Consider the following 22,182-nt stretch of genomic DNA (forward strand, 5'->3'; position numbering starts at 1 on the left):
GCGGGCGAGTTCCGTCAGGCCTCGCGGTGGCGCCGCGAGGTCAGACACGGACCAGGGCCCGCAGCTTGTCCAGCCGCGACGGCCCGATGCCGTCGACGTCGGCGAGCTGGTCGACGCTGGTGAACTTGCCGTTGGCCTGCCGCCAGCTGACGATCGCGGCGGCGGTGACCGGCCCGACCCCGGGCAGGTCGTCCAGCTGCTCGGCGGTCGCGGTGTTGAGGTCGAGCGCCTCGCCGGTCTTCGGCCGGGTCGACCCCTTCACCGACCCCGTGGGTGCCGGCGTCTTGGCCGCCGGCGGCGCGGCGGACGTCACGGAGCTGCCCAGCGCGCTGGGCTGCCCCGACACCGGCGCCAGCCCGACCACGATCTGCTCGCCGTCGCCGAGCGGGCGAGCCATGTTGAGCCCGATGGTGTCGGCGCCGTCCATCGCACCCCCGGCGGCCTGTACCGCGTCGGCGATCCGGGCGCCGGGGGTCAACGTGACCAGGCCCGGCTTGTGCACCAGACCCACCACGCTGACCACCACCGGCCGGTCCGGGCCGGGACTCGCCGAGGATCTCGGGCTTGCCGTGGACGCCTTCTCGACCGGCGGCAGTTTCGCCGACATCACCGGTGCGGGGTGGTCGCGGATCAGCGTGAAAATCGTGATCAGCACGGCCAGCGCGGCCACCACGGCCAACGCGATCGCGCCGGTCCGGCCCGGGTCGGCGCGCAGCCGGGCCGGCCACCCGCCCTCCGGTGCGTCGGGCAGCCAGCGCGGCAGCAGCGAGTTTTGATCCTCGTCGGGCTCCGGCTCCTCGGCGGGCGAATCGACATCCGGGTCGGCGCCGAGGCGCCGGTGCAGCCGCTCGGCGGGAAGTTCTGTGCGCATGCGGCCGACGGTAGGTGCGCCGACCACCACGGCGGCCCCGACCGGGGGCGTCCGAACCGCTCGCTGTGGATTAACCGGAGGCTGTGCACAAGCACAGCGCGGGATGGGTCAAGATGGAACTCGGAGCGCACGGCCGGGCATCCGTCGGAAATCGCGGTCGACACGCTCAACCCCAGGCAAAGGAGTCCGCATGCAACTGGCGCTGACGCCGGAGGAAGCCGCGTTCCGCGACGAACTTCGCAACATCTTCACGACCAAGATCCCGCAAGACGCGCGCGACCGGGTACGCCAGGGCTCGGCGGAAGTGGTGCACGACGACGTCGTCACCAGCCACAAGATCCTGCACGAGCACGGCCTGGCCGTCCCGAGCTGGCCGGTCGAGTGGGGCGGCAAGGACTGGACGCCCACCCAGCACCAGATCTGGGCCGACGAAATGCAACTGGCATGTGTCCCGGAGCCGCTGAACTTCAACACCAAGATGGTGGGCCCGGTGATCGCCGAATTCGGTTCTCAGGAGATCAAGGAGCGCTTCCTGCCGCCGACGGCCAGCCTCGACATCTGGTGGTGCCAGGGCTTTTCCGAGCCCGAGGCCGGCTCCGACCTGGCGTCGCTGCGCACCACCGCGGTCCGCGACGGCGACAGCTACGTCGTCAACGGCCAGAAGACCTGGACCACGTTGGGCCAGTACGCCGACTGGATCTTCTGCCTGGTCCGCACCGACCCGCAGGCGCCCAAGCGCCAGGCGGGCATCTCGTTTCTGCTGTTCGACATGAAGACGCCGGGTATCACCGTGCGGCCCATCAAGACGATCGACGGCGGCCACGAGGTCAACGAGTTGTTCTTCGAAGACGTCCGGGTTCCCGCCAATCAGCTTGTCGGAGAAGAGAACAAGGGCTGGACCTACGCGAAGTTCCTGCTGGGCAACGAGCGCACCGGCATCGCCGGCGTGGGTCGCACCAAGGTGCGTCTGGCCGAGGTGAAGAAATTCGCGGCGCAAGCCGGCGTGCTCGACGACCCGTTGTTCGCGGCCCGGTTGGCCGAAGCCGAAAACGAGTTGCTGGCACTGGAACTCACGCAGTCGCGGGTGGTGACGGATTCCGCGGACGGGCAGCCCAACCCGGCGTCGTCGGTGCTCAAGCTGCGCGGCAGCCAGTTGCAGCAGATCGCCACCGAGCTTCTTGTCGAGGTCGCCGGCGCGGACGCGCTGGCCGCCGACGGGGACGGCGTCGCGTCGCCGGACTGGGCGCGACACAGTGCGCCGCGCTACCTCAACTACCGCAAGACGTCGATCTACGGCGGCAGCAGCGAGGTGCAGCGCAACATCATCGCGTCCACCATTCTGGGATTGTGAGGCAGCCATGGACTTTCAGTTGACCGACGAGCAGGGCCTGCTGCGCGATACGACCCGCGATCTGCTGTCCCGCAGCTACGACCCGGAGAGCCGCATCAAGGTCATCGGCTCCGATCTCGGCTGGAGCCGGGAGGTCTGGAGTCAGCTTGCCGATACCGGGATCCTCGGCCTGGGCTTCGACCCCGACGAGGCGGGCCAGATCGAGATCATGGTCGTGCTCACCGAGGCCGGGCGCCGGTTGGCCCCCGAGCCGATCCTGCACGCCGCGTTGGCGCCCGGTGCGCTGATCGCCGAGCTCGGCACCGACGCCCAGAAAGGACAACTCGACGACGTCGCGGCGGGGCAACGGCTGCTGGCGTTCGCCCACCTGGAGCCGGGTCAGCGCAAGCCGACCGCGACGGTCACGACTCAGGCTGCGCGGCAAGGTGATTCGTGGACGTTGACCGGCCGCAAGAACCCGGTGCTGGCCGGCGACTGCGCCGACGCGTTGGTGGTCAGCGCCGCGCTGCCGGACGGCGGCACCGGGCTGTTTTTGGTCGACCCGAACGTGGTCACCCGTCATCCGTTCCGGACCTTCGACGGTCAACGCGGCGCGCAGATCGACTTGGACGGGGCGGCCGCCGAACCGTTGGGCGAAGCGGTCGACGTGTCGGATGCCATCGGCGGTGCCATCGTTCGCATCCAGTCGGGGCTGTGCGCCGAAGCGGTCGGGGCGATGGAGGAAGCGCTGCGGCTGACCACCGATTACCTCAAGACCCGCAAGCAGTTCGGGGTCACGCTCAACAAGTTCCAGGCGCTGACCCAGCGGGCCGCCGACATGTATGTGTCGCTGGAAATGGCGCGCAGCATGAGCCTGTACGCCGCGATGTCGATCGCGGACGGAAACCTCGACCCGCTGATCGCGTCGCGGGCCAAGGTGCAGATCGGCCGGTCGGGCCGCCACATTGCGCAGGAGTCGATCCAGATGCACGGCGGAATCGGGGTGACCGCCGAATATCCGGTGAGCCACTACGCGGCCCGGCTCACCGCGATCGAGCACACGCTGGGCACCTCGGGCGATCACGTGCACAACCTGATCGATCACCTCGGCGACTACGACTTGGCCCGGCTCTAGTCCGTTACGGTCCGAACGTCGAGTTGTCGGGCCGGAACGCGAGCTTTTCGCCCGACAACTCGACGTTCGCGCGTCAGCTCGATTCCCCCGCCGACGGCGACTCCGACCCAGACTCCGACGGCGATTCCGCGTCGGGCAGCTGAGCCACCAGATACTCGGCCAGTCCCCCGATGGTCGGATAGTCGAATACCGCGGTGGCGTTGATCGTGAACTTGCCACCGAACTGACTGTGCAACCGGTTGCGCAGTTCGATTGCCATCAGCGAATCGGTGCCCAGGTCCAGGAACCGGCTGGTCGCTGCCGGCGGCTGGGCAAGACGCAGGAAGTTCTGCACCTCGCGTTGCAGGAACTCGGTGACGAAGCCGGCTCGCTGCGGCACCGGGATCTCCATCAGCTGCTTGAGCAACTCGCTGTCACCGGTCACTTCCCCGGCGGCACTGGGCAACACGAGGTCGAGGATCGGCGGACGCGAACTGCCCAGCACCTTCGCGGCGCGCTGCCAGTTCGCCTTGAGGACGGTGGCCTGGCCCGTTCCGTTCGCGACTACCTCGCCCATCGCGCTCAGCGCGGCCGACGGCTCCAGCGGAATCAGGCCCTGCGCACTGATATTGGCGATCGCGGCCTCCGACGAGGCCATGCCGCCTTGGGCCCAGGGGCCGAAGTTGACCCCGGTGGCCGGCAGGCCCTGCGCCCTGCGGTGCGCGACCAGGCCGTCCAGCAACGCGTTGGCGGTCGCGTAGTTGGACTGCCCCGGCGAACCGAACAGGCTGGACACCGAGGAGGAAACGATGAAGAAGTCCAGCTCGTCGTCCTTGGTCAGCCTGTCCAAGTGGCAGGCACCGAACGCCTTGGGCGCCATCGTTGTTCGGAAACGGTCCAGGCTCTGCTGGGACAGCAGCGCATCGTCGAGCACACCGGCCAGATGAGCCACACCCGCCAGTGGCGGCAGTTCGGCGCGGATCCGCTCCAGCAGCTGCTCGACCTCGGACTCGTCGCTGACGTCGGCCGCGAAAACGTGGATGCGGCACTTGTAGCGCTCGGTGATCTCCCCGATCAACCGCAGCGCGTCCGCCTCGGGCGCACGCCGGCTGGTCAATACGATGTCACCGGCACCGAGCTGAGCGAGATACGACGCGGTGTGCAGGCCGATCGCGCCGAGTCCGCCGGTGATCAGATAGCTCCGATCGGCCTTCGGCTGCAACGGATTCGGGATCTGCACCACGATCTTGCCGATGTGCCGCGCTTGCTGCATGCGGCGGAACGCGGCTCTGGCCTCGGTGAGCGGGTAGATCTCGGCGGGCAGTGGCGCCCACTCGCCCTTGCCCAGCCCCTCCGACACCTCGGTCAACAAGCCGCGAATACGCTCGGGCTCCTGGAAGGTCACCGTGTCCAGCGCCACGATCTCGTAGGCGATGTCGGGGCGGACCTCGGCCATCTGCTCGGGTGTCCAGATATCGCGTTTGGCGATCTCGGCGAACCGGCCATTCCGGGCGGTGGCCCGCACGGTTGCCTCGAGAAAGCCCTCGTTCGTCAGGCTGTTGAGCACCACGTCGACGCCGGCACCATCCGTGTCGGCAAGGATCTGGTCGGCGAAATCCGTTGTGCGCGAGTCATACACGTATTTCACGCCCAGCTTGCGCAGCGTCGCGCGTTTGTAGGTGCTCGCGGTGGCGAAGACGACGGCGCCCTGCTGCTGGGCCATCTGGACGGCGGCCAAGCCGACCCCGCCGCTGGCGGCGTGGATGAGCACACGATCACCGGGCTGCAGCTGCGCCCAGTCGAACGCGAGGCGGACCGTCAGTGCCGCAGCGGGAATCGTCGCCGCTTCGACCGCGCTCACACCGTCGGGAATCTTTGCCAGCAACTGGGCCGGGACATTGAACCGGCTGGCGAACGCGCCCTGCATAAAGCCGTAGACGCGCTGGCCCACCTCGAGTCCGGTGACGCCAGCGCCCAATTGGGTGACGGTTCCGGCGAAGTCGCCGCCGATCGGGCCCGGGTCGCCGGGGTAGAGGCCGAGGACATTGAGCACATCCCGGAAGTTGAGGCCGGCGGCCTCCACCCGGACCTGGACATAGCCCTCGTCCGGCGCCGGCACCTCCGCCTCCGTCAGCCGCAGGTTGTCGATCGCACCGCGTTCGGTGGGCGCCAGCACGTAGTCGGACGAGCGGGGCACCGTCAGGTGACCGCTGCGCGCCCATGGCAACAGCCGGGAGGCCAGCAGCTTCCCTTGCCGCAGCGCAAGTTCGGGTTCGTCGACCGGTGTGGCCAGCAGGTCGGCCAGCGCCTGCACGGCCTCGTCGGATCCGTCGCAGTCGACCAGCTTGCAGCGCAGCGCTGGTTCCTCGTTGATCGTGGTGCGCCCGAATCCCCACAGCGCCGCCTGCACCGGATCGACCGGCTCACCGGACTCGGTGGCCACGGCCCGCTCGGTGACGATCCACAGTCCGCCAGGCAGTTTCACCCCGCCGTTTTGTGGGCCGCGTTGCACCGTGTGCACGGCGCTGAGCAGGTTGGCGATTTCGGTCTCGACCCGCGCGGCGATGTCGGCGCCCGACTCCGCCCCGTTCGGCGCGGCGCTGCGCCAGACCACGCCCGAGAACGGCAGCCCACGCTCGTGAGCCTGTGCCAACAGCTGCCCCAACGGCTCGGGATCGGTCCGGTCGAACGCGATGCATCCCGGCACCGCGGCGGCCAGTTCGTCGAACCCGGCGATCAGCCAGGTGCCGCGCGCGCCCGCGGCGTCGTCGCTCGGCGCCGGCGGCACCTCGTGCCAGCCGAGGGTGTAGAGCAGCCGGGTCGCGTCGCCGCCCAGACCGCGCAGCAGGGCCTCGCGGGGTGCGCGTTTGACCGTGAACTCACGAATCCCGCCCAGGTGGCGGCCATCTCGGTCGATGTACTCGAGGTCGAAGACCTGGGTTTCGCTGTCCAGGGCGCTGGTGTGCCACTTCGCGCGGCAGTAGAACCGCCGCGGCATCTTCTCCCGCAGCGCCACCTGCCCGTACCGCAGCGGCAGGTACAGATCGTTGACGCCCTGTTCGGCCGCCAGAACCGCCGGGAACGCGGGAAATGCGACGCCGGTGCACAGGTCCATCAGCACCGGGTGCATCGGCTCGCTGCCGAGTTGTTCGGCGAGTTCTTCGCCGACGACGATGTCGCCGATCGCCTCACCCTCGCCGAGCCACAGCGACTTCAGCGAGCCAGACCAGGTCGGCCCCCAGGCCAGCTCCAAGTCGGAGAACGTCTCGAACAACTCCTGCGGCCGCATCCGGCTCAGCCGCTCGATCGCCTCGTCGACCGGATCGGTCTCGGACACCGGCTCGTCGCTGATGTCGTCCGCGCCGGCGACCACGGTGCCTTCGGCGTTCAGCGACCATTCCGCGACGCGCTCACCGTACGGCCGGCTGTGCACCTGGAATTTCCACCCGGCGCCGCCCTCCAGCGGGTGCAACGTCAGCTGCACCTCACGAGAGCTCTTCTCGGGCAGGATGATCGGCTCGTAGAAAAAGACATCCTTGGCCCGCGCCGGAGTTCCGACCGCGGCCAAGGCCATCGCCGCATACGTCGCCCCCGGGACGACGACGGTGCCGTAGATGACGTGGTCGGAAAGCCACGGCTGGGATTTGACCGACAGCCTGCTGGTGTAGACGGAGTCACCCGAAGCGAGTTCTTTTGCGCTACCCAGGATTCCGGACACCGCGGGCCCGTGAAAACCGGAGCCGGCGATCCCGGACGTCTTGGGCCAAAAGCGGCGGCGCTGGAACGGATAGGTGGGCAACTCGAGTCGTCGACGGGCCTGACGATGCAGGGCAGCGAAGTCGGGGCGATGCCCGCTGACGTAGGCCGCGGCCAGCGCGTCGGCGATCTGGCGCCGGTCGCCGACGCCCTTGCGCAGCGAGACGATCGCGCGGGGCGCGGCCAGGTGCTCCGGCCAGACCTGCACCGCGGCCGCGGTCAACACCGGTTGCGGTCCGATCTCCATGACCACCGAGCAGCCGAGCGCGGCCACGGTGCGCACACTTTCGGCGAACTGCACCGGCTGGCGGGAGTGCCGCCGCCAGTATTGCGCGTCGAGCGGGGTCCGGGCGGTGAGCACGGCACCGGTGCGATTGCAGACCAGCGGCAGCGTCGGGGCAGCGAACTCCAGTTGCGCTGCGTACGACTCGAATTCGTCGAGAACGGGGTCCAGTAGCTCGGAGTGGAAGGCGTGGCTGGTTTCCAGCCAGGTGCAGCGGATGCCCTCGTCGCTGAGTGTGGCGACGATCCGTTCGAGGTCCTCGCCCGGCCCCGAGAGGACGGTGTTGGGTCCGTTGTAGGCGCCGACCGACACCCGCGGGAATTCACCGGCGACCTGCTCGACGTGCTTGGCGTCGGTGAACACCGCCAGCATTCGCCCGCCTTCGGGCAGACTGCCGAACATCCGGCCGCGCTCGGCCATCAGCCGTGCGCCGTCCTCGACGCTGAAAACTCCGGCCACACATGCCGCCGCGTACTGGCCGACGCTATGTCCCAGCACCACGTCGGGTTCGATGCCCCACGACTGCCACAGCCGGGCCAGCCCCATCTCGACGGCGAACAGCGCGGGCTGGGCAAACCCGGTGTGCCGCAGCGCTTCCCCGGCTTGGCGATCGGTAGCGAACAGCACCTCCAGCAACGGACGCGGCAGCATGCCCTCGACCGTGTCCGCACACCGTGTCACGGTTTCGGCGAAAACCGGTTCGGTGTCGAACAATTCACGCGCCATCCCGGGATACTGGCTGCCCTGGCCGGTGAACAACCATGCCGTCGTCGGGTGGTGCGTGTGCTCACCACGAACGACACCGGGCCGCAGCCGGTTCTGGGCCAGCTCGGCCAGGCCCTGGCGGGCGCCCTCGATCGAATCCACCACCAGCGCGGCGCGATGCTCGAAGTGCGACCGACCCGTGCCGGCGGTCAGGCAGACGTCGGCGAGGTCGACATCCGGATGGGCGCTCAGCCAGGTCTCGTAGCGTTGCGCCAACGCCACCAGCGCTTCCGGTGACCGGGCGGACAGCGCCAGCACATTGACCTCGCCGCCGTCTGGCGAGTCCGACGAATCTTGCGTGGGCGAACCCGCTCGGGCAGGCGCCTCCTCGATCAGCACGTGCGCGTTCGTGCCGGTGAATCCGAACGAACTCACGCCGGCGCGCCGCGGCCGGCCGTTGGTCTGCCACGGGGTCGACTCGCCCACTACCCGCACCGGCAGCGAGTCCCATGGGATGTGCGGCGACGGCGTGTCGAAATGCAGGCTCTGCGGCAGTAATTCGTGTTGCAGAGACAACACGACCTTGATCAGACCCGCCGCGCCCGAGGCCGACTCGGTATGCCCGATATTGGTCTTCACCGATCCCATCAGCAGCGGCCGGTTCGGGTCACGCGCACCGCCGTAGGCGGCGGCGGCCGCCTGCACCTCGATCGGATCACCGAGCGGGGTACCGGTACCGTGCGCCTCCAGGTAGTCGACGTCGGAGCCTGCCAAGCCGGCGCGGGCCAGCGCCGCCCCGATAAGCCGTTGCTGGGCACCACCATTGGGGACGGTCAAGCCACTGGAGGCACCATCCTGGTTGACCGAGCTGCCCGGAATGACGGCAAGGACCCGATCGCCGTCGCGCTCCGCGTCGCCGAGCCGCTTGAGCACCAGGATTCCGCAGCCTTCACTGCGCACGTAGCCGTCGGCAGAGGCGTCGAAGGTCTTGCACCGGCCGACCGGGGAAAGCATCCGGGCGCGCGACGCCGCGATGACCGTCACCGGACTCAGCAGGACGTTCACGCCACCGGCCAACGCGAGGTCGCAGTCACCGGAGTGCAATGCCTGGCAGGCCTGATGCACGGCCACCAGGGCCGAACTGCATGCGGTGTCGACCGCGACAGCCGGTCCTTCGAATCCGAGCGCGAAGGCGACCCGGCCCGAAATGGCGTTGAGCGCGTTGCCGGTGATGAAGTACGGCTCGATCTTGTCGATCGGCTCCGCGGACAGCAGGTGCGCGTACTCGTTGGCGGCCACCCCGGCGAAGATGCCGGTCCGGCTGCCGCGCAGGGCGGCCGGGGCGTACCCCGCCCTTTCCAAGCCCTCCCAAACGGTTTCGAGCATCAGCCGCTGCTGCGGTTCGATCCAAACCGCCTCGCGCGGGGAGATACCGAAGAATTCCGGATCGAATCCGTCGATGTCGTCCAGGAATCCGCCGAAGCGCGTGTAGGTCTTGCCCGGCGTCTCCGGATCCGGGTCGTAGAACTCGTCGATGTCGAAGCGCTCCTCCGGGACTTCGCGGATGGCGTCGACACCGCCAGACAGCAACTCCCAGAAGGCTTCCGGGTCGGGTGCACCGGGGAAACGGCACGACACCGCGACGACCGCGATCGGTTCGTCGGTCCGGGTCGTCACCGCCGCCGGCTGCGGCACTGCTGTCTGCTCGCTGAGCTCGAGCACCTCGCCGAGTAGGTAGTCGGCCACGTCGGATAGCCGGGGGTGATCCATCACCATGGTGACGGGTATCTCCTTGCCCACGCCGTGCTCGATGCGGCGCCGCATCTCCACGGCCATCAGCGAGTCCATGCCGAGGTCGAAGAACCCGGCATCCTCGCGGATCTCCGCGACATCGACTCGCGTCACCTCTGCCACCGCGTCACGCAGGTAGTCGGTCAACAGCTTCTTGCGTTGCTGCAGTGGGGCGTTGGTGAGTCGCTCGACGAGCTGGGTCTTGCCCGACGGCGTCACGGGCGGCACCGCATCGGGCACCTCGTGCGCCAATTCCGTCAGGAAGGCCCGGCGGCCGGCCTGCTGGTAGAGCGGCAGGAAGCGGGCCCAGTCGACCCGAGCCACCACACCGTGCGCCGACGACGACGCCGCGACGTCGGCCAGTCCCGCCAGCGCATCGGCGGGCGACAACGTCCGGATCCCGCGCTGATCCAATTTCGCGCGGGACTCCGCGTCGGCCATTCCCGCCGCCCAGGGACCGAAGTTCACGCTGGCCCCGCAGACGCCGCGCTCGCGCAGGCGCCAGGACAGCCCGTCCAGGAACGCGTTGGCCGCGCCGTAGGCGGTCTGGCCGTACCCGCCCCAGACCGAGGCGATCGAGGAGGTGCTCAGGAAAAAATCCAGCTGCAGGTCCGCCGCGGCTTCGCTCAGATGCCAGGCACCCCACACCTTCCCGGCGAACACGCGGTCCACTTCGGCTTGATCCAGGTTGCCGAGCGCGGTGGTGCCGATCTCGCCGGCAGCGTGCACGATCCCGGCCAACGGCGGCAGTTCGGCCCGCACCCGAGCCAGCAGCCGGGCGACGTCGTGCGCGTCCGCGACGTCGGCCGCGAAAACCCGGACATCACAGCCATGTTGGGCGGCCAGTGCGTCGACGCGCTGTTGCACGGCTTCGCTCGGCGCACGGCGGCTGGTCAGCACCAGATTCCCGGCGCCGTGGGCGGCCAGGTACCCGGCGATCTCCAGGCCGACCGACCCCAGCCCGCCGGTCACCAGATACGTTGCGTCGGTGCGCAGTTGCAACGGTGTCACGCTCGGCCGCCCCGACCGTCGCACCAATCGGGGCACGTAGACGGATTGATCGCGCAGCGCCACCTGGTCTTCGCGCGGGGCCGAGTCGTGCGACGCCGAGATCCGGTCGACGAAGCGAGCCCACTCGTCGGCGGTGCCCTCCGCCAGATCGGCCAGCCCGCCCCACAGCCGCGGATGCTCCAGCGACGCGGCGCGTCCAAATCCCCACAGGCAGCTCTGGTCCGGCGCCACGGTGTCCGTGTCGGTGACTCGCTGTGCGCCACGAGTTACCAGCCAGATCGGGGCGCGCAGGTCGGCGGCGACGGCGGCGCGGAACAGCCGCCGTGTACCGTCCAGGATTCGATGTTGCATCCGCAACAATGACTGCATCGACGGCGTGCGCTCGGCGTCCACCGCCGCGACGTGCACGATACGCAGCGTCGAATCCTGTACCGCGGCGGCGCGCAACGCTTCTGCGAGCTGCTCCTCGTCGGCGTCGGACGCCGGCAACCCCAAGAGCCGATAAGGCTGTCCAGTCGCGGCGAGTGCCTCGGTCAACGGCTGGACCACCGGCGAATCCTCGCCGATGACAAGCCAACTGGCTTCCCCACCGACTTTCGCAGTGGTGGGGGCTTTCTCCCAACGGATCTCGTAGCAATCGTCCGCGATCGATCGGGTGGTGCGTTCTTGGTTGTGGTGTGCCGCAAGCTTGGTCAGCACGCTCAGGGTCTGCTGATCGCCGCTGCCACCGTCGAGCAGGGCTGCGAGTTCCTCGATGCGGCCGTCCTCGAGAAGGCGGACAGCTTCGGTGCGTGGGCGGCCGAGCTGCTGTTGTTGGTCAGCGCGGTCCCGATCGTCGCGGAACCAGTACTGGCGGTGCTCGAACGGATAGGTGGGCAGGTCGAGTTTGCGCGCGTGCGCCCGGCGGAAGGTAGTGAATGCGGGCAGCTGGCCCAAGACATACGCCTCGGCGACGGCTTCGGTGATCTGCCGGTGGTCGGCGGTGTTTCGGCGCAGCGACGCGATCGCCCGCGGCGCGGTGGCCGGGTCCGGCCATGCGCCCAGGGCCGCGGCGGTGAGCACCGGTCGCGGCCCGATCTCGAGCAACACCTTGCAATTGAGCTCGGCAAGGGTGTGCGCACTCTTGGCGAATTGCACCGGTTGGCGCGCGTGACGGCGCCAATAGGCACCGTCGAGCCGCACGCTGCGGCCGAGCGCGGCACCGGTGCGGTTGTCGATCAGAATCCGTTGTGGTGCACCGAACTTGAACCGGTCGGCAAAGGCTTCGAATTCGTCCAGAATCGGGTCCAGCAGCGCCGAGTGGAACGCGTGGCTGGTGTCCAGCCAGTCACACCGCACACCATCGGCGACCAGCGGTGCCACCGCCCGCTCCAGATCGGCTGCGGGTCCGGACAATACGGTGTTCGCGCCGTTGTAGGCGGCCACCGACAGGCTCGGGAATTCATTGGTCAGGTTCTCGACACGCTCCGCGGCGGTGTGCACCGCGACCATCCGGCCACCCGCGGGCAAGCCGCCGAAGAGGCGACCGCGCTCGGCCATCAGCAGTGCGCCGTCCTCGAGGCTGACCACGCCCGCGACGCAGGCGGCCGCGTACTGGCCGACGCTGTGGCCCAGCACGACGTCCGGCTCGAAGCCCCACGACTGCCAAAGCCGGGCCAGGCCCATCTCCAGCGCGAACAGGGCGGGCTGCGCGTAGGAGGTCTGCCGCAGCGTCGCTTCGCTGTCCGGCCCGTCCACGTCGAAAACCACATCCAGCAGCGGCTTTTCGAGAACGTCGGCGACCGCGGCGGCGCAACGATTCAGCGTCTCGGCGAACACCGGCTCGGTGTCGAACAACTCCCGGGCCATCCCGGGGTATTGGCTGCCTTGACCGGTGAACAGCCACGCCGTCTTCGGTGTGTCGTGGGATTCCCCGCGGAACAAGCCCGGTGCCGGGCGGTCGTCCGCGAGTGCGCCGAGTAGCTCCATCGCGGACTCTCGCGTATTGACCACCAACGCGGCGCGGTGCTCCAAATGCGCTCGCCCCGTCCCGGCGGTGAAGCACACGTCCGCCAGCGTGGCCTCGGGGTGCGCGCTCAACCAGCTGCGGTATTCGTCGGCGAGGCGCGCCAACGCGGCCGGCGTCCGCGCGGAGACGGGAAGAATGCTGAACCGCCGGTCACCGGGCTGCTCGACCGGAACCGGTGCCGCGAGATCCCGTGCCGCCCGCTCGGGTGGTTCGGAGAGAATGACGTGAGCGTTCGTCCCGGCGAACCCGAACGAGCTGATTCCCGCGATGCGCGGGCGGCCGTCGCGTTCCCAGGCGGTGGCCTCCTTGACCACCCGCACCGCGAGCCGGTCCCAGGGAATGTGCGGCGACGGTTTCTCAAAGTGCAGGTGCCGCGGCAGCAACTCGTTCTCGAGCGAGAGGATGACCTTGATCACACCCGCGATACCCGCGGCGGCCTCCAGGTGCCCGATGTTGGTCTTCACCGAGCCCATCAGCAGCGGCTCGCCGGGCTCGCGTCCGGCGCCGAGCACCTCACCCGCGGCCTGCGCCTCGATCGGGTCGCCCAGCGATGTCCCGGTGCCGTGTGCTTCCAGGTAACCGACGTCGCGCGGTTGTAGGCCCGCGCGCTTGAGCGCCTCGGCGATGACCCGTTGCTGGGCAACGCCGTTCGGGACCGTCAACCCGCCTGATGCGCCGTCCTGGTTGATCGCACTGCCGCGGATCACCGCCCGAATCCGGTCACCGTCGCGCATCGCGTCGTCGAGGCGCTTGATCACGATGACGCCGCATCCCTCGCCACGCACATAGCCGTCGGCGGCCGCATCGAACGTCTTGCACCGGCCGTCCGGCGCGAGCATGTGCGCGCTGGAGAACGTGATCATGGTCGCCGGCGTGAGCAGCACGTTCGCGCCTCCGGCCAGCGCCAGGTCGCATTCTCTCAAGCGCAGCGCCTGGCACGCCTGATGGATCGCGACCAGCGACGAGCTGCATGCCGTGTCGACGGCGACCGCGGGACCCTGCAGCCCCAGCCGATAGCTGATCCGACCCGCCGCCGCGGCGTTCGATGTCCCGATGGCCATGTAGGCCTCGATCTCGGGATAAGTCAGCTCATCGGACGCCATGCCCAGGTAATCGTGGGTCGCCAACCCGACGAAGACGCCAGTGTTGCTGTTGGCCAGCGATGTTGGCGCAATGCCCGAATGCTCCACCGCACGCCATGCCGTCTCGAGCAGGAGCCGGTGCTGCGGGTCCATCAACCTGACCTCGCGCGTCGACATCCCGAAAAACGGCGCGTCGAAGCCCGTCACGTCATCGACGAACCCCGCCCGACGGGTGACGACCTTGCCGGGTGCACCGGGCTCCGGGTCGAAGAATTCGTCGACATCCCAGCGGTCCCGCGGCACCTCGGATATCGCATCCCGGCCCTGCCGCAAGACATCCCAGAACTCATTCGCGTCAGCAGCACCCGGAAAACGCGCGGCGTAGCCAACGATCGCAAAAGCCGATGCCGGCTCGTCCTGATCTTCAACGGAAGCCATGCGGTTGCCCTCCCTGCCCTTGGCCAGTCAAGATCCGCTCCGCGGGTGGCCCGGTCGCGCTTTTTCAAGCAGCCTTCCGAAAGCCAGCACTGCCCCCATTGCAGCGCCCGCGTCGCGCGACGAAAGCCAGTGCGGCTGCCGCTCTGCGCTTCTTGCCCCGCCGTTCGATCGTCGCAACGGCCCGTCGGATCCCTGAGTGAGTGTAGGCCGTGGCCCACGCATGTCTGCGGAGGCGATCGGCGGGCGGGTTATCTTGGTGACGCCGCCAGTGGCCGGACCGGGACCGTTTATACCGAGGGGGACGTAATTTTGCGCATCGGGAAAATTACGATCGGCGCACTCGACGATTGGACGCTGACGCCGGGCTCGGTCACCTCGTGGCACCCGACGGACGCGGCAAAAGACAAGGTCCGGCGGGCGCCGGTCAGCTCGGTGCCGGTCAGCTACATGCAAGGCCAGCATCTTCGTAACTACTGCGACCGGGCGGCCGAGGGGCTGAACTTCTCCCGGCAAATCATCGCGACCTGTGAGTTGCCTGGGACTTGTGATGTCGCGGCCATGAACCACGCCGTCAACGCCTATCTGCGTCGACACGACACCTTCCGCAGTTGGTTCGAGCACACCGGTAGCGGTGAGTTCGTCCGGCATACGCTGCGCGATCCGGCTGATATCGAGTTCGAGCCAATCGATCACGGCCCAATGACCGTCGACGAAATACACGCTCACGTCGTGGCAATACCGAACCCGCTGGAGTGGGGCTGTTTCACCTTCGGGATCATCCAGAGCGAGAGCCACTTCACTTTCTTCGCGGCCATGGATCACGTGCATGGGGACGCGACGTTGATCGGCACGACGATGATGGAAGCCAACGGCATGTATTCGGCACTGAGCAGCGGCGGCCAGCCCCTTGTTCTCCCCGATGCCGGCAGCTTCGACGATTTCTGCATCCGCGAACGCGAATACACGTCGACATTGACCGTCGATTCGCCCGAGGTGCGCGCGTGGATTGAGTTCGCCGACAACAACAATGGCGGTTTCCCGGAATTCCCGCTCCCACTGGGCAACGCGTCGGAGTCCAGTAGCAGTCAGATGACCTCCGAACTGCTGATGGACGTGGCCGAGACGCAGCGATTCGAATCGGCCTGCACGGCCGCCGGTGCGCGCTTCGTCGGCGGTTTGTTCGCCTGCTTCGCTCTGCTAGAGCATGAATTCACCGGCGCTCTCACGTATTACGGGCTCACACCCAGAGATTCGCGCACGGCCGCGGACAATTTCATGACACAGGGCTGGTTTACCGGCTTGATTCCGATCACCGTGCCCATCGCCGCGGCCTCTTTCGGTGATGCGGCCTGGGCAGCGCAGGCTTCTTTCGATTCGAGCCTCAACATGGCGAAGGTGCCCTATTACCGGGTATTGGAATTAGCGCCGTGGTTGAACTGGCCGCGGCCGAACTTTCCGGTGTCGAACTTCTTCCACGGGGGCGCCGCGCCACTCAACGCCATTCTTGCCGCAGCCGACCTGGGCCTTGCGAACAACATCGGAATCTATCCGGACGGCCGGTATTCCTATCAGCTGACCATTTATGTCTTCCGGTACGACGAGGGCACGGTCATGGCGATCATGCATCCCGACAATCCGGTCGCGCAGAAGTCGGTCGGCCGCTATATGGCGGCGATGAAGTCCGTGTGCGGGCGGGTCGCTGGCCGTGGGCACTGGGGACGCGTCGCGTAGCGTGGGTCCATTCGATGGCTGAAGCTTTTCTGACGTGCGGTGGGGCACGCTTCGGACGAGCCCGGCTTGACAGAGGGCCGGCGAGCGTCGCCGGCGGGCGCACCCGATTGCGCCGACCGGGGGCGAGGGCGATATGCGACGGCTAGCCGATTTTGTGGTGCGGTGGCCCTGGGCGGTCATCGGGCTCTGGATCGCGGTTGCGGTCGCGCTGCCGCTAGCGTTTCCCTCGCTGGGCGAGATGGCCGAGAAGCATCCACTCGCCATCCTGCCCAACGATGCACCGTCGAGTGTCACCGCTCGCGAGATGACCAAGGCGTTCAACGAATCGGGCTCGGAAGACCTGCTGCTGGTCGTCCTGACCGACGACAAGGGGCTGCGCCCCGCCGACGAAGCCGCTTACCGCAAACTGGTGGACACGCTGCGCCAGGACACCCGGGACGTCGTGATGGTGCAGGATTTCATCAGCACGCCGCCGCTGCGCTCCGTCGTGACCAGCAAGGATCACAAAGCTTGGGTGCTGCCGGTCGGCGTCGCGGGCGAGTTGGGCACCCCACAGTCCTACGCCGCGTTCAACCGGATCAGTGACATCGTCAAGCATTCCGTGTCGGGAAGTCCCCTGGCGGTCGACATCACCGGGCCCGCGGCAACCGTCGCCGACCTCACGGTCTCCGGCGATAAGGATCGGCTGCCGATCGAGCTGGCGATCGCCGTTCTGGTGCTCATCGTCTTGCTGGTGATTTACCGCAGCGTGGTCACCATGCTGCTGCCGCTGCTGACGATCGGGACATCGCTGGTAATCGCGCAGGCGGTGGTGGCGGCCTACTCACAATTGACCGGCTCGGGCGTCTCGAACCAATCGATCGTATTTTTGAGCGCCATAATGGCCGGCGCCGGAACGGATTACGCGGTCTTTCTGATCAGTCGCTACCACGACTATTTGCGGTTGGGCGCCGATTTCGACCAAGCGATCAAACGCGCGATGATGTCGATCGGAAAAGTGATCGGCGCGTCGGCCGCCACCGTCGGAATTACTTTTCTGCTGATCAGCTTCGCCCGAATGGGCGTGTTCAAAACGGTCGGGGCGTCGTCGGCGATCGGGGTCGGCGTGGCATTCCTGGCCGCGGTGACGCTGCTGCCGGCGATTCTGGTGCTCGCCGGACCGCGTGGCTGGGTCAAACCGCGGCGCGAACTGACCGCCCGGTTCTGGCGGCGATCGGGTATCCGCATCGTGCGCCGCCCCAGAGCCAATCTGGTCGCCAGCGCGCTGGTGCTGATCATCCTGGCCAGCTGCGCCGGCTTGGTGCATTACAACTACGACGACCGCAAGGCCCTGCGGTCCTCCGCGCCGAGCTCGATCGGCTACGCCGCACTGGATCGTCACTTCCCGGTGAACCAGTCCATTCCGGAGTACATCCTCATCCAGTCACCGCACGACCTTCGCACACCGAAAGCCCTGGCAGACCTGGAGCAGATGGCGGACCGAGTCAGCCAGCTGCCGAATGTTGCTGCGGTCAGCGGCATTACGCGTCCCACCGGGAATGTGCCCGAACAGTTCCGGGCCACCTATCAGGCGGGCGCCATCGGCACCCTGCTGGCCGGCGGGTCCACCATGATCAACGATCACACCAGTGACCTCAACCGGCTGGTTGCCGGGGCGGGCACGATGGCCAACACCCTCGGCGACGTCCGCGGCCAGGTCGCCCAGCTCGCGGCCAGCCTGGAGGAACTGCAAGACGCCTTCTCGTCGGCGAAGAGCCAGTACACCGGCGACGCTCTGGTGAAACAGGTCGACATCGCGGCCCAGCTCGTCGATCATGTCAACTCGCTCAGCAACGCGATGGGCTGGAATTTCTCGGCGGCCAAGAACGTGTTTGCCTGGATAGGTCCGGTGCTGACCGCGCTGCGGGGCAACCCGGTTTGCGATGCCGATCAATCGTGCAGCTCCACCCGCGGGGCCTTCGAGCAGCTGGTGGGGTCGCGCGACCAGGCGGACCTCGACGCGATCAACGATTTGGCCCACCAACTGCAGGACTTTCAGGACAAGCGGGCGCTCAAAGCCTCGACGGACCGCGTCCGTGCCGCGTTGGGGAAGCTCACCAAGGTGATGCACTCGATGGGGATGGACAAACCCGGTGGCCTGCAAGCGAATTTGAACAGCATGCAAGACGGGGCTAACCGGCTCGCCGGGGGGAGCCGGCAAATAGCCGACGCCGTGGCCCAACTCGTCGACCAAGTCAAACAGCTCGGCGCCGGGCTCAGCGAGTCGGCGACGTTTCTGTTGTCGCTGAAGCGTGACGCGGCACAACCGGCGATGGCGGGGTTCAACATCCCGCCTCAGCTGCTGCGGTTGGAGGAGTTCCAAACGGCGGCCAAGGTATTCATCTCGCCGGACGGCCATTCGGTGCGGTATTTGGTTCAAACCAAACTGAACCCGTTCAGCACCGAAGCCATGGATCAGGTCAACGCGATCACCGCGGCCGCACGGGGTGCACAACCGAATACCGCGCTGTCCGACGCCAAGATTTCGATGGCGGGATACACCGTTGGCCTGAAAGACACCCGCGACTACTACCAGCACGACATCCGGTTCATCATCGCGGTAACCCTGCTCGTCGTACTGGTGACCTTGATCGCACTACTGCGTGCGATTGTCGCGCCGCTGTATCTGGTTGCTTCCGTGATCATTTCGTATTTGTCGGCGGTCGGCATCGGCGTACTCGTATTTCAATACCTGCTGGGCCAGCAATTACATTGGAGCGTGCCCCCGCTGGCATTCGTGGTGCTGGTCGCGGTGGGAGCCGACTACAACATGCTGCTCGTGTCGCGGATGCGTGAGGAGTCCGAACACAGCATGCGCTACAGCATCATTCGCACCCTGAGTTCGACCGGCGGGGTGATCACCGCGGCGGGTCTGATCTTCGCCGCCTCGATGTGCGGTCTGTTGTTTTCCAGCATCGGCACCGTGGTCCAGGGCGGTTTCGTGATCGGCGTGGGGATTTTGCTGGACACCTTCTTGGTACGCACCATCACGGTTCCGGCCATCGCCGCGCTGGTCGGACGGGCCAACTGGTGGCCGTCGCGCGTGGGTGCGCGGCGGTCAGCCCTCCGACGCGCCGAGCCACAACCCGGTTAGGGCGCACGCATGATCTATGTGAGACTACGAGACGAATCCGAGCGGTCAGGATCAGGAATGAAGAAGCTACTCGCTGGCGTTTCGGCGCTGGTAACTGTCGGCGCCACAGCGTATTTCGGCGTCGGAACCGCGTCGGCTGACGACACGCCAATCGGCGGCCCGCCGACCCCCGGAGCGCCGGGCGACCAGACGGCGTTCGCACTCGGAGGCGCACACGTGCTGGGCATCCCGTACGACGAGTACATCCGCCAAGAAGGCGCGCAATGGTTTCCCGGCCAGAAGCGCGAGATCGTCCGATACCCGGCGGGCCAGGTGCAGGGCCACGTGCTGGAACGGCTCTTCCCGGGTATCGGCCGGTTCGATGAATTCTTCCCCGGTCTGGGTCTGGACGGCCCCAGCGTCGGCGAGTCGGTCGCCGAAGGAGTAGACAACCTCGATGCGGCGATCCGCGCGGGTCGGCCCGGAACGGCGATCGGCCTGTCCGAGGGCGGGTTCGTGGTCGACGGCGAGCAGGCGCGGCTGGCCGCTGACCCGACCGCTCCCCCGCCGGACCGGCTGAACTTCGCCACCTTCGGCGACCCGATCGGGCGCCACGCCTTCGGTCAGAGCTTCCTGAGCGCCATGTTCGGAGTCGGCAGCACCGTTCCCGCGCTCGACTACACGATGCCACCGCCGTACGAAAGTCAGTACGACACCAACAGGTTCGTGGCCGCGTACGACTCGATCGCGGACTTCCCCGATCGGCCGGACAACCTGTTCGCGCTCGCCAACACGCTGCTGGGCCTGGCCACCGGTCATACCGCCGTGGCGTTCACCAACCCGAGCATGGTGCCGCCGCAGAACATCCGAACGTTCATCAACTCTCGGGGCGCCAAGGACACCACGATCATGGTCCCGGAGAAGCACCTTCCTCTTGTCATGCCGCTGAAATACGTCGGGATCGACGAAGACACGCTGAACAAGCTCGACGCAATCCTGATCCCCCGGGTGAACGCGGGCTATTCGCGAAACGACGACCCGTCGACCGCTCCGGTTCAGGTCGACCCGGTGCACGGCTTCGACCCCGCGGAAGTCACCGCACCGGCCAACCAGGCGACATTCGGCGGCGGCGCAGACCCGCTGTCCCAGATCCTCGCGGGTGCCACGTCCGTGTTGTCCCACGGCACCGGCTGACCGCGCGCCCATGTCTGGATCATCGATTCTCGCCATGCTGCACGGCCGGGCCAGCATGCGCCCGGATGATGTCGCGTACACGTTTACCGATTACGCGGGGAACTGGGAGGGGGTCTCCGAGAGCCTCACGTGGTCGCAGGTATCCCGCCGAACACTCAATGTGGCACGCGATCTCGGGCCGCACGGGTCGATCGGCGACCGGGCGGTGATCCTGGCTCCCCAGGGCCTCGACTACATTGCGGCCTTTTTGGGATCGATGCAGGCCGGGCTCATCGCGGTACCACTTCCGTTGCCGCACCGCGGCTCGAGCCACGAACGGGTGAGCGCGGTCCTCGCCGACACGTCGCCCTCGGTTGTTCTCACCACCTCCGCTTTCGCCGAAGATGTCGCCGAGTACGTCGACCAGGCACACATGGACGACGTTCCGAAGGTCGTCGAAATCGATTCGATGAATCTCGATGTCGACGTCGAAACACGCGTCCAGACAGACGATTTGCCCAACATCGCGTACTTGCAGTACAGCTCCGGTTCGACCCGTACACCGACCGGGGTGAAGATCTCGCACCGAAACCTCGAAGTGAATTTCGAGCAGCTGATGCGCAGCTTCTTCGCCGAGTCGCGAACCACGCTCCCGTCCGAAGCCTCGATCGTGTCGTGGTTGCCCTTCTACCACGACATGGGTTTGGTGCTGGGAGTCTGCGCCCCGATCCTGAGCGGTCATCGCGCCGAGCTGACCAGTCCGGTCGGATTCTTGGAGAGGCCGGCCCGGTGGATGCGAGCGCTCGCCGAAAATCGCCACAGCTGGTCGTCGGCGCCCAACTTCGCCTTTGACCTGGCCGCCCGCAAGACCACCGACCAGGACCTGGCCGGGCTGGACCTCGGCGACGTGCTGGGCATCATCAGCGGCGCCGAGCGGGTCGAGCCGGCGACCCTGCGGCGCTTCGTAGATCGGTTCGCGCACTTCAACTTTCAAGACCACATGATGCGTCCTTCCTACGGCATGGCGGAGGCCACGGTCTTCGTCGCGACCGGCACCTGGAGTGAGTCGTCGCCGGCGGCCCACTTCGATGCCGCGGCGCTCGGCGCGGGCCGCGTCGAGCGTTGCGCGGCCGGTAAAGGCACGGCGCTGGTCAAATACCGGGTGCCGCAATCCCCGACGGTGCGCATCGTCGACGCTGAGACGAATCGCGAATGCGCGCCCGACTCGGTCGGCGAGATCTGGGTGCATGGCGAGAATGTCGCCGACGGCTATTGGCGCAAGCCGCCATCAGAGCAGCGCTGCTTCGGCGCAACACTCGTCGACCCGTCGCCCGGTACACCCGTGGGGCCGTGGCTGCGCACCGGCGACCTGGGTTTCGTCCACTCCGGTGAGTTGTTCATCGTCGGCCGCATCAAGGATCTGCTGATCATCCGCGGGCGCAATCACTATCCCGAGGACATCGAGGCGACGATCCAAGAGATCACGCGGGGCCGGGTCGCGGCGATTTCGGTTCCGGTGGAGGGTACCGAGCAGTTGGTCGCCGTCGTCGAGCTCAAGCTGGGCTCCGGCCCCGACGAGGACGCCGCGCAGTGGCTCAGTGACGTCACGAGCAAGGTCACCTCGGCGATCTCCAATGCGCACGGCCTGAATGTCGGGGATCTCGTGCTGGTGCCTCCCGGATCGATTCCGACCACGACGAGCGGCAAGATCCGCCGCGCCGCCTGTGTCGACCAGTACCGGCAGGGCCAATTCGTCCGGCTGGACGCCTGAGCCCCC

General features: G+C 67.4%; 8 protein-coding genes. 6 read left to right on the top strand and 2 right to left on the bottom strand.

Annotated features, from left to right (window positions below):
- Positions 1–40: 40 nt before the first annotated feature.
- Positions 41–871 carry a ComEA family DNA-binding protein gene (locus BN973_RS19895; RefSeq protein ID WP_036472759.1) on the bottom strand — a complete coding sequence of 277 codons (831 nt, stop codon included), beginning with the start codon at positions 869–871 and terminating at the stop codon, positions 41–43.
- A gap of 190 nt (positions 872–1,061) precedes the next feature.
- On the opposite strand from BN973_RS19895, the gene BN973_RS19900 reads away from it, so the two are divergent.
- The gene (locus tag BN973_RS19900) at positions 1,062–2,222 is read left to right on the top strand and encodes an acyl-CoA dehydrogenase family protein (RefSeq protein WP_036470353.1); all 1,161 of its coding nucleotides are present in this window, start codon (positions 1,062–1,064) and stop codon (positions 2,220–2,222) included.
- A gap of 7 nt (positions 2,223–2,229) precedes the next feature.
- Positions 2,230–3,336, top strand: coding sequence for an acyl-CoA dehydrogenase family protein (locus BN973_RS19905; RefSeq protein ID WP_036470355.1), 1,107 nt, complete (start codon positions 2,230–2,232; stop codon positions 3,334–3,336).
- 73 nt (positions 3,337–3,409) lie between these two features.
- Here BN973_RS19905 and BN973_RS19910 read toward each other — a convergent pair whose 3' ends face one another.
- Positions 3,410–14,389, bottom strand: coding sequence for a type I polyketide synthase (locus tag BN973_RS19910; protein ID WP_036470357.1), 10,980 nt, complete (start codon positions 14,387–14,389; stop codon positions 3,410–3,412).
- 309 nt (positions 14,390–14,698) lie between these two features.
- Between BN973_RS19910 and BN973_RS19915 the strand changes: the two genes are divergently transcribed.
- From BN973_RS19915 to BN973_RS19930, 4 genes are all read left to right on the top strand, one after another.
- Entirely contained in the window at positions 14,699–16,120 is a 1,422-nt protein-coding gene (locus BN973_RS19915; RefSeq protein ID WP_036470359.1) for a condensation domain-containing protein, read from the top strand.
- Positions 16,121–16,253: 133 nt separating this feature from the next.
- On the top strand, positions 16,254–19,253 hold the full coding sequence (locus tag BN973_RS19920; protein ID WP_036470360.1) for an MMPL/RND family transporter: 3,000 nt from the start codon (positions 16,254–16,256) through the stop codon (positions 19,251–19,253).
- A gap of 57 nt (positions 19,254–19,310) precedes the next feature.
- Entirely contained in the window at positions 19,311–20,426 is a 1,116-nt protein-coding gene (pe, locus tag BN973_RS19925; protein WP_036470362.1) for an acyltransferase PE, read from the top strand.
- A 10-nt stretch (positions 20,427–20,436) separates the two neighbouring features.
- Positions 20,437–22,176, top strand: a complete 1,740-nt coding sequence (locus BN973_RS19930) for an AMP-binding protein (protein WP_084163464.1) — start codon at positions 20,437–20,439, stop codon at positions 22,174–22,176.
- The last annotated feature ends 6 nt before the right edge of the window (positions 22,177–22,182 follow it).

The organism is Mycobacterium triplex (genome assembly GCF_000689255.1).
Classification (GTDB): domain Bacteria; phylum Actinomycetota; class Actinomycetes; order Mycobacteriales; family Mycobacteriaceae; genus Mycobacterium; species Mycobacterium triplex.

Coding starts and splice junctions, on each gene's coding strand:
- BN973_RS19900 (WP_036470353.1), top strand. CDS start 1,062: ATGCAACTGGCGCTGACGCCGGAGGAAGCCGCGTTCCGCGACGAACTT.
- BN973_RS19920 (WP_036470360.1), top strand. CDS start 16,254: ATGCGACGGCTAGCCGATTTTGTGGTGCGGTGGCCCTGGGCGGTCATC.
- BN973_RS19905 (WP_036470355.1), top strand. CDS start 2,230: ATGGACTTTCAGTTGACCGACGAGCAGGGCCTGCTGCGCGATACGACC.
- pe (WP_036470362.1), top strand. CDS start 19,311: ATGAAGAAGCTACTCGCTGGCGTTTCGGCGCTGGTAACTGTCGGCGCC.
- BN973_RS19930 (WP_084163464.1), top strand. CDS start 20,437: ATGTCTGGATCATCGATTCTCGCCATGCTGCACGGCCGGGCCAGCATG.
- BN973_RS19910 (WP_036470357.1), bottom strand. CDS start 14,389: ATGGCTTCCGTTGAAGATCAGGACGAGCCGGCATCGGCTTTTGCGATC.
- BN973_RS19895 (WP_036472759.1), bottom strand. CDS start 871: ATGCGCACAGAACTTCCCGCCGAGCGGCTGCACCGGCGCCTCGGCGCC.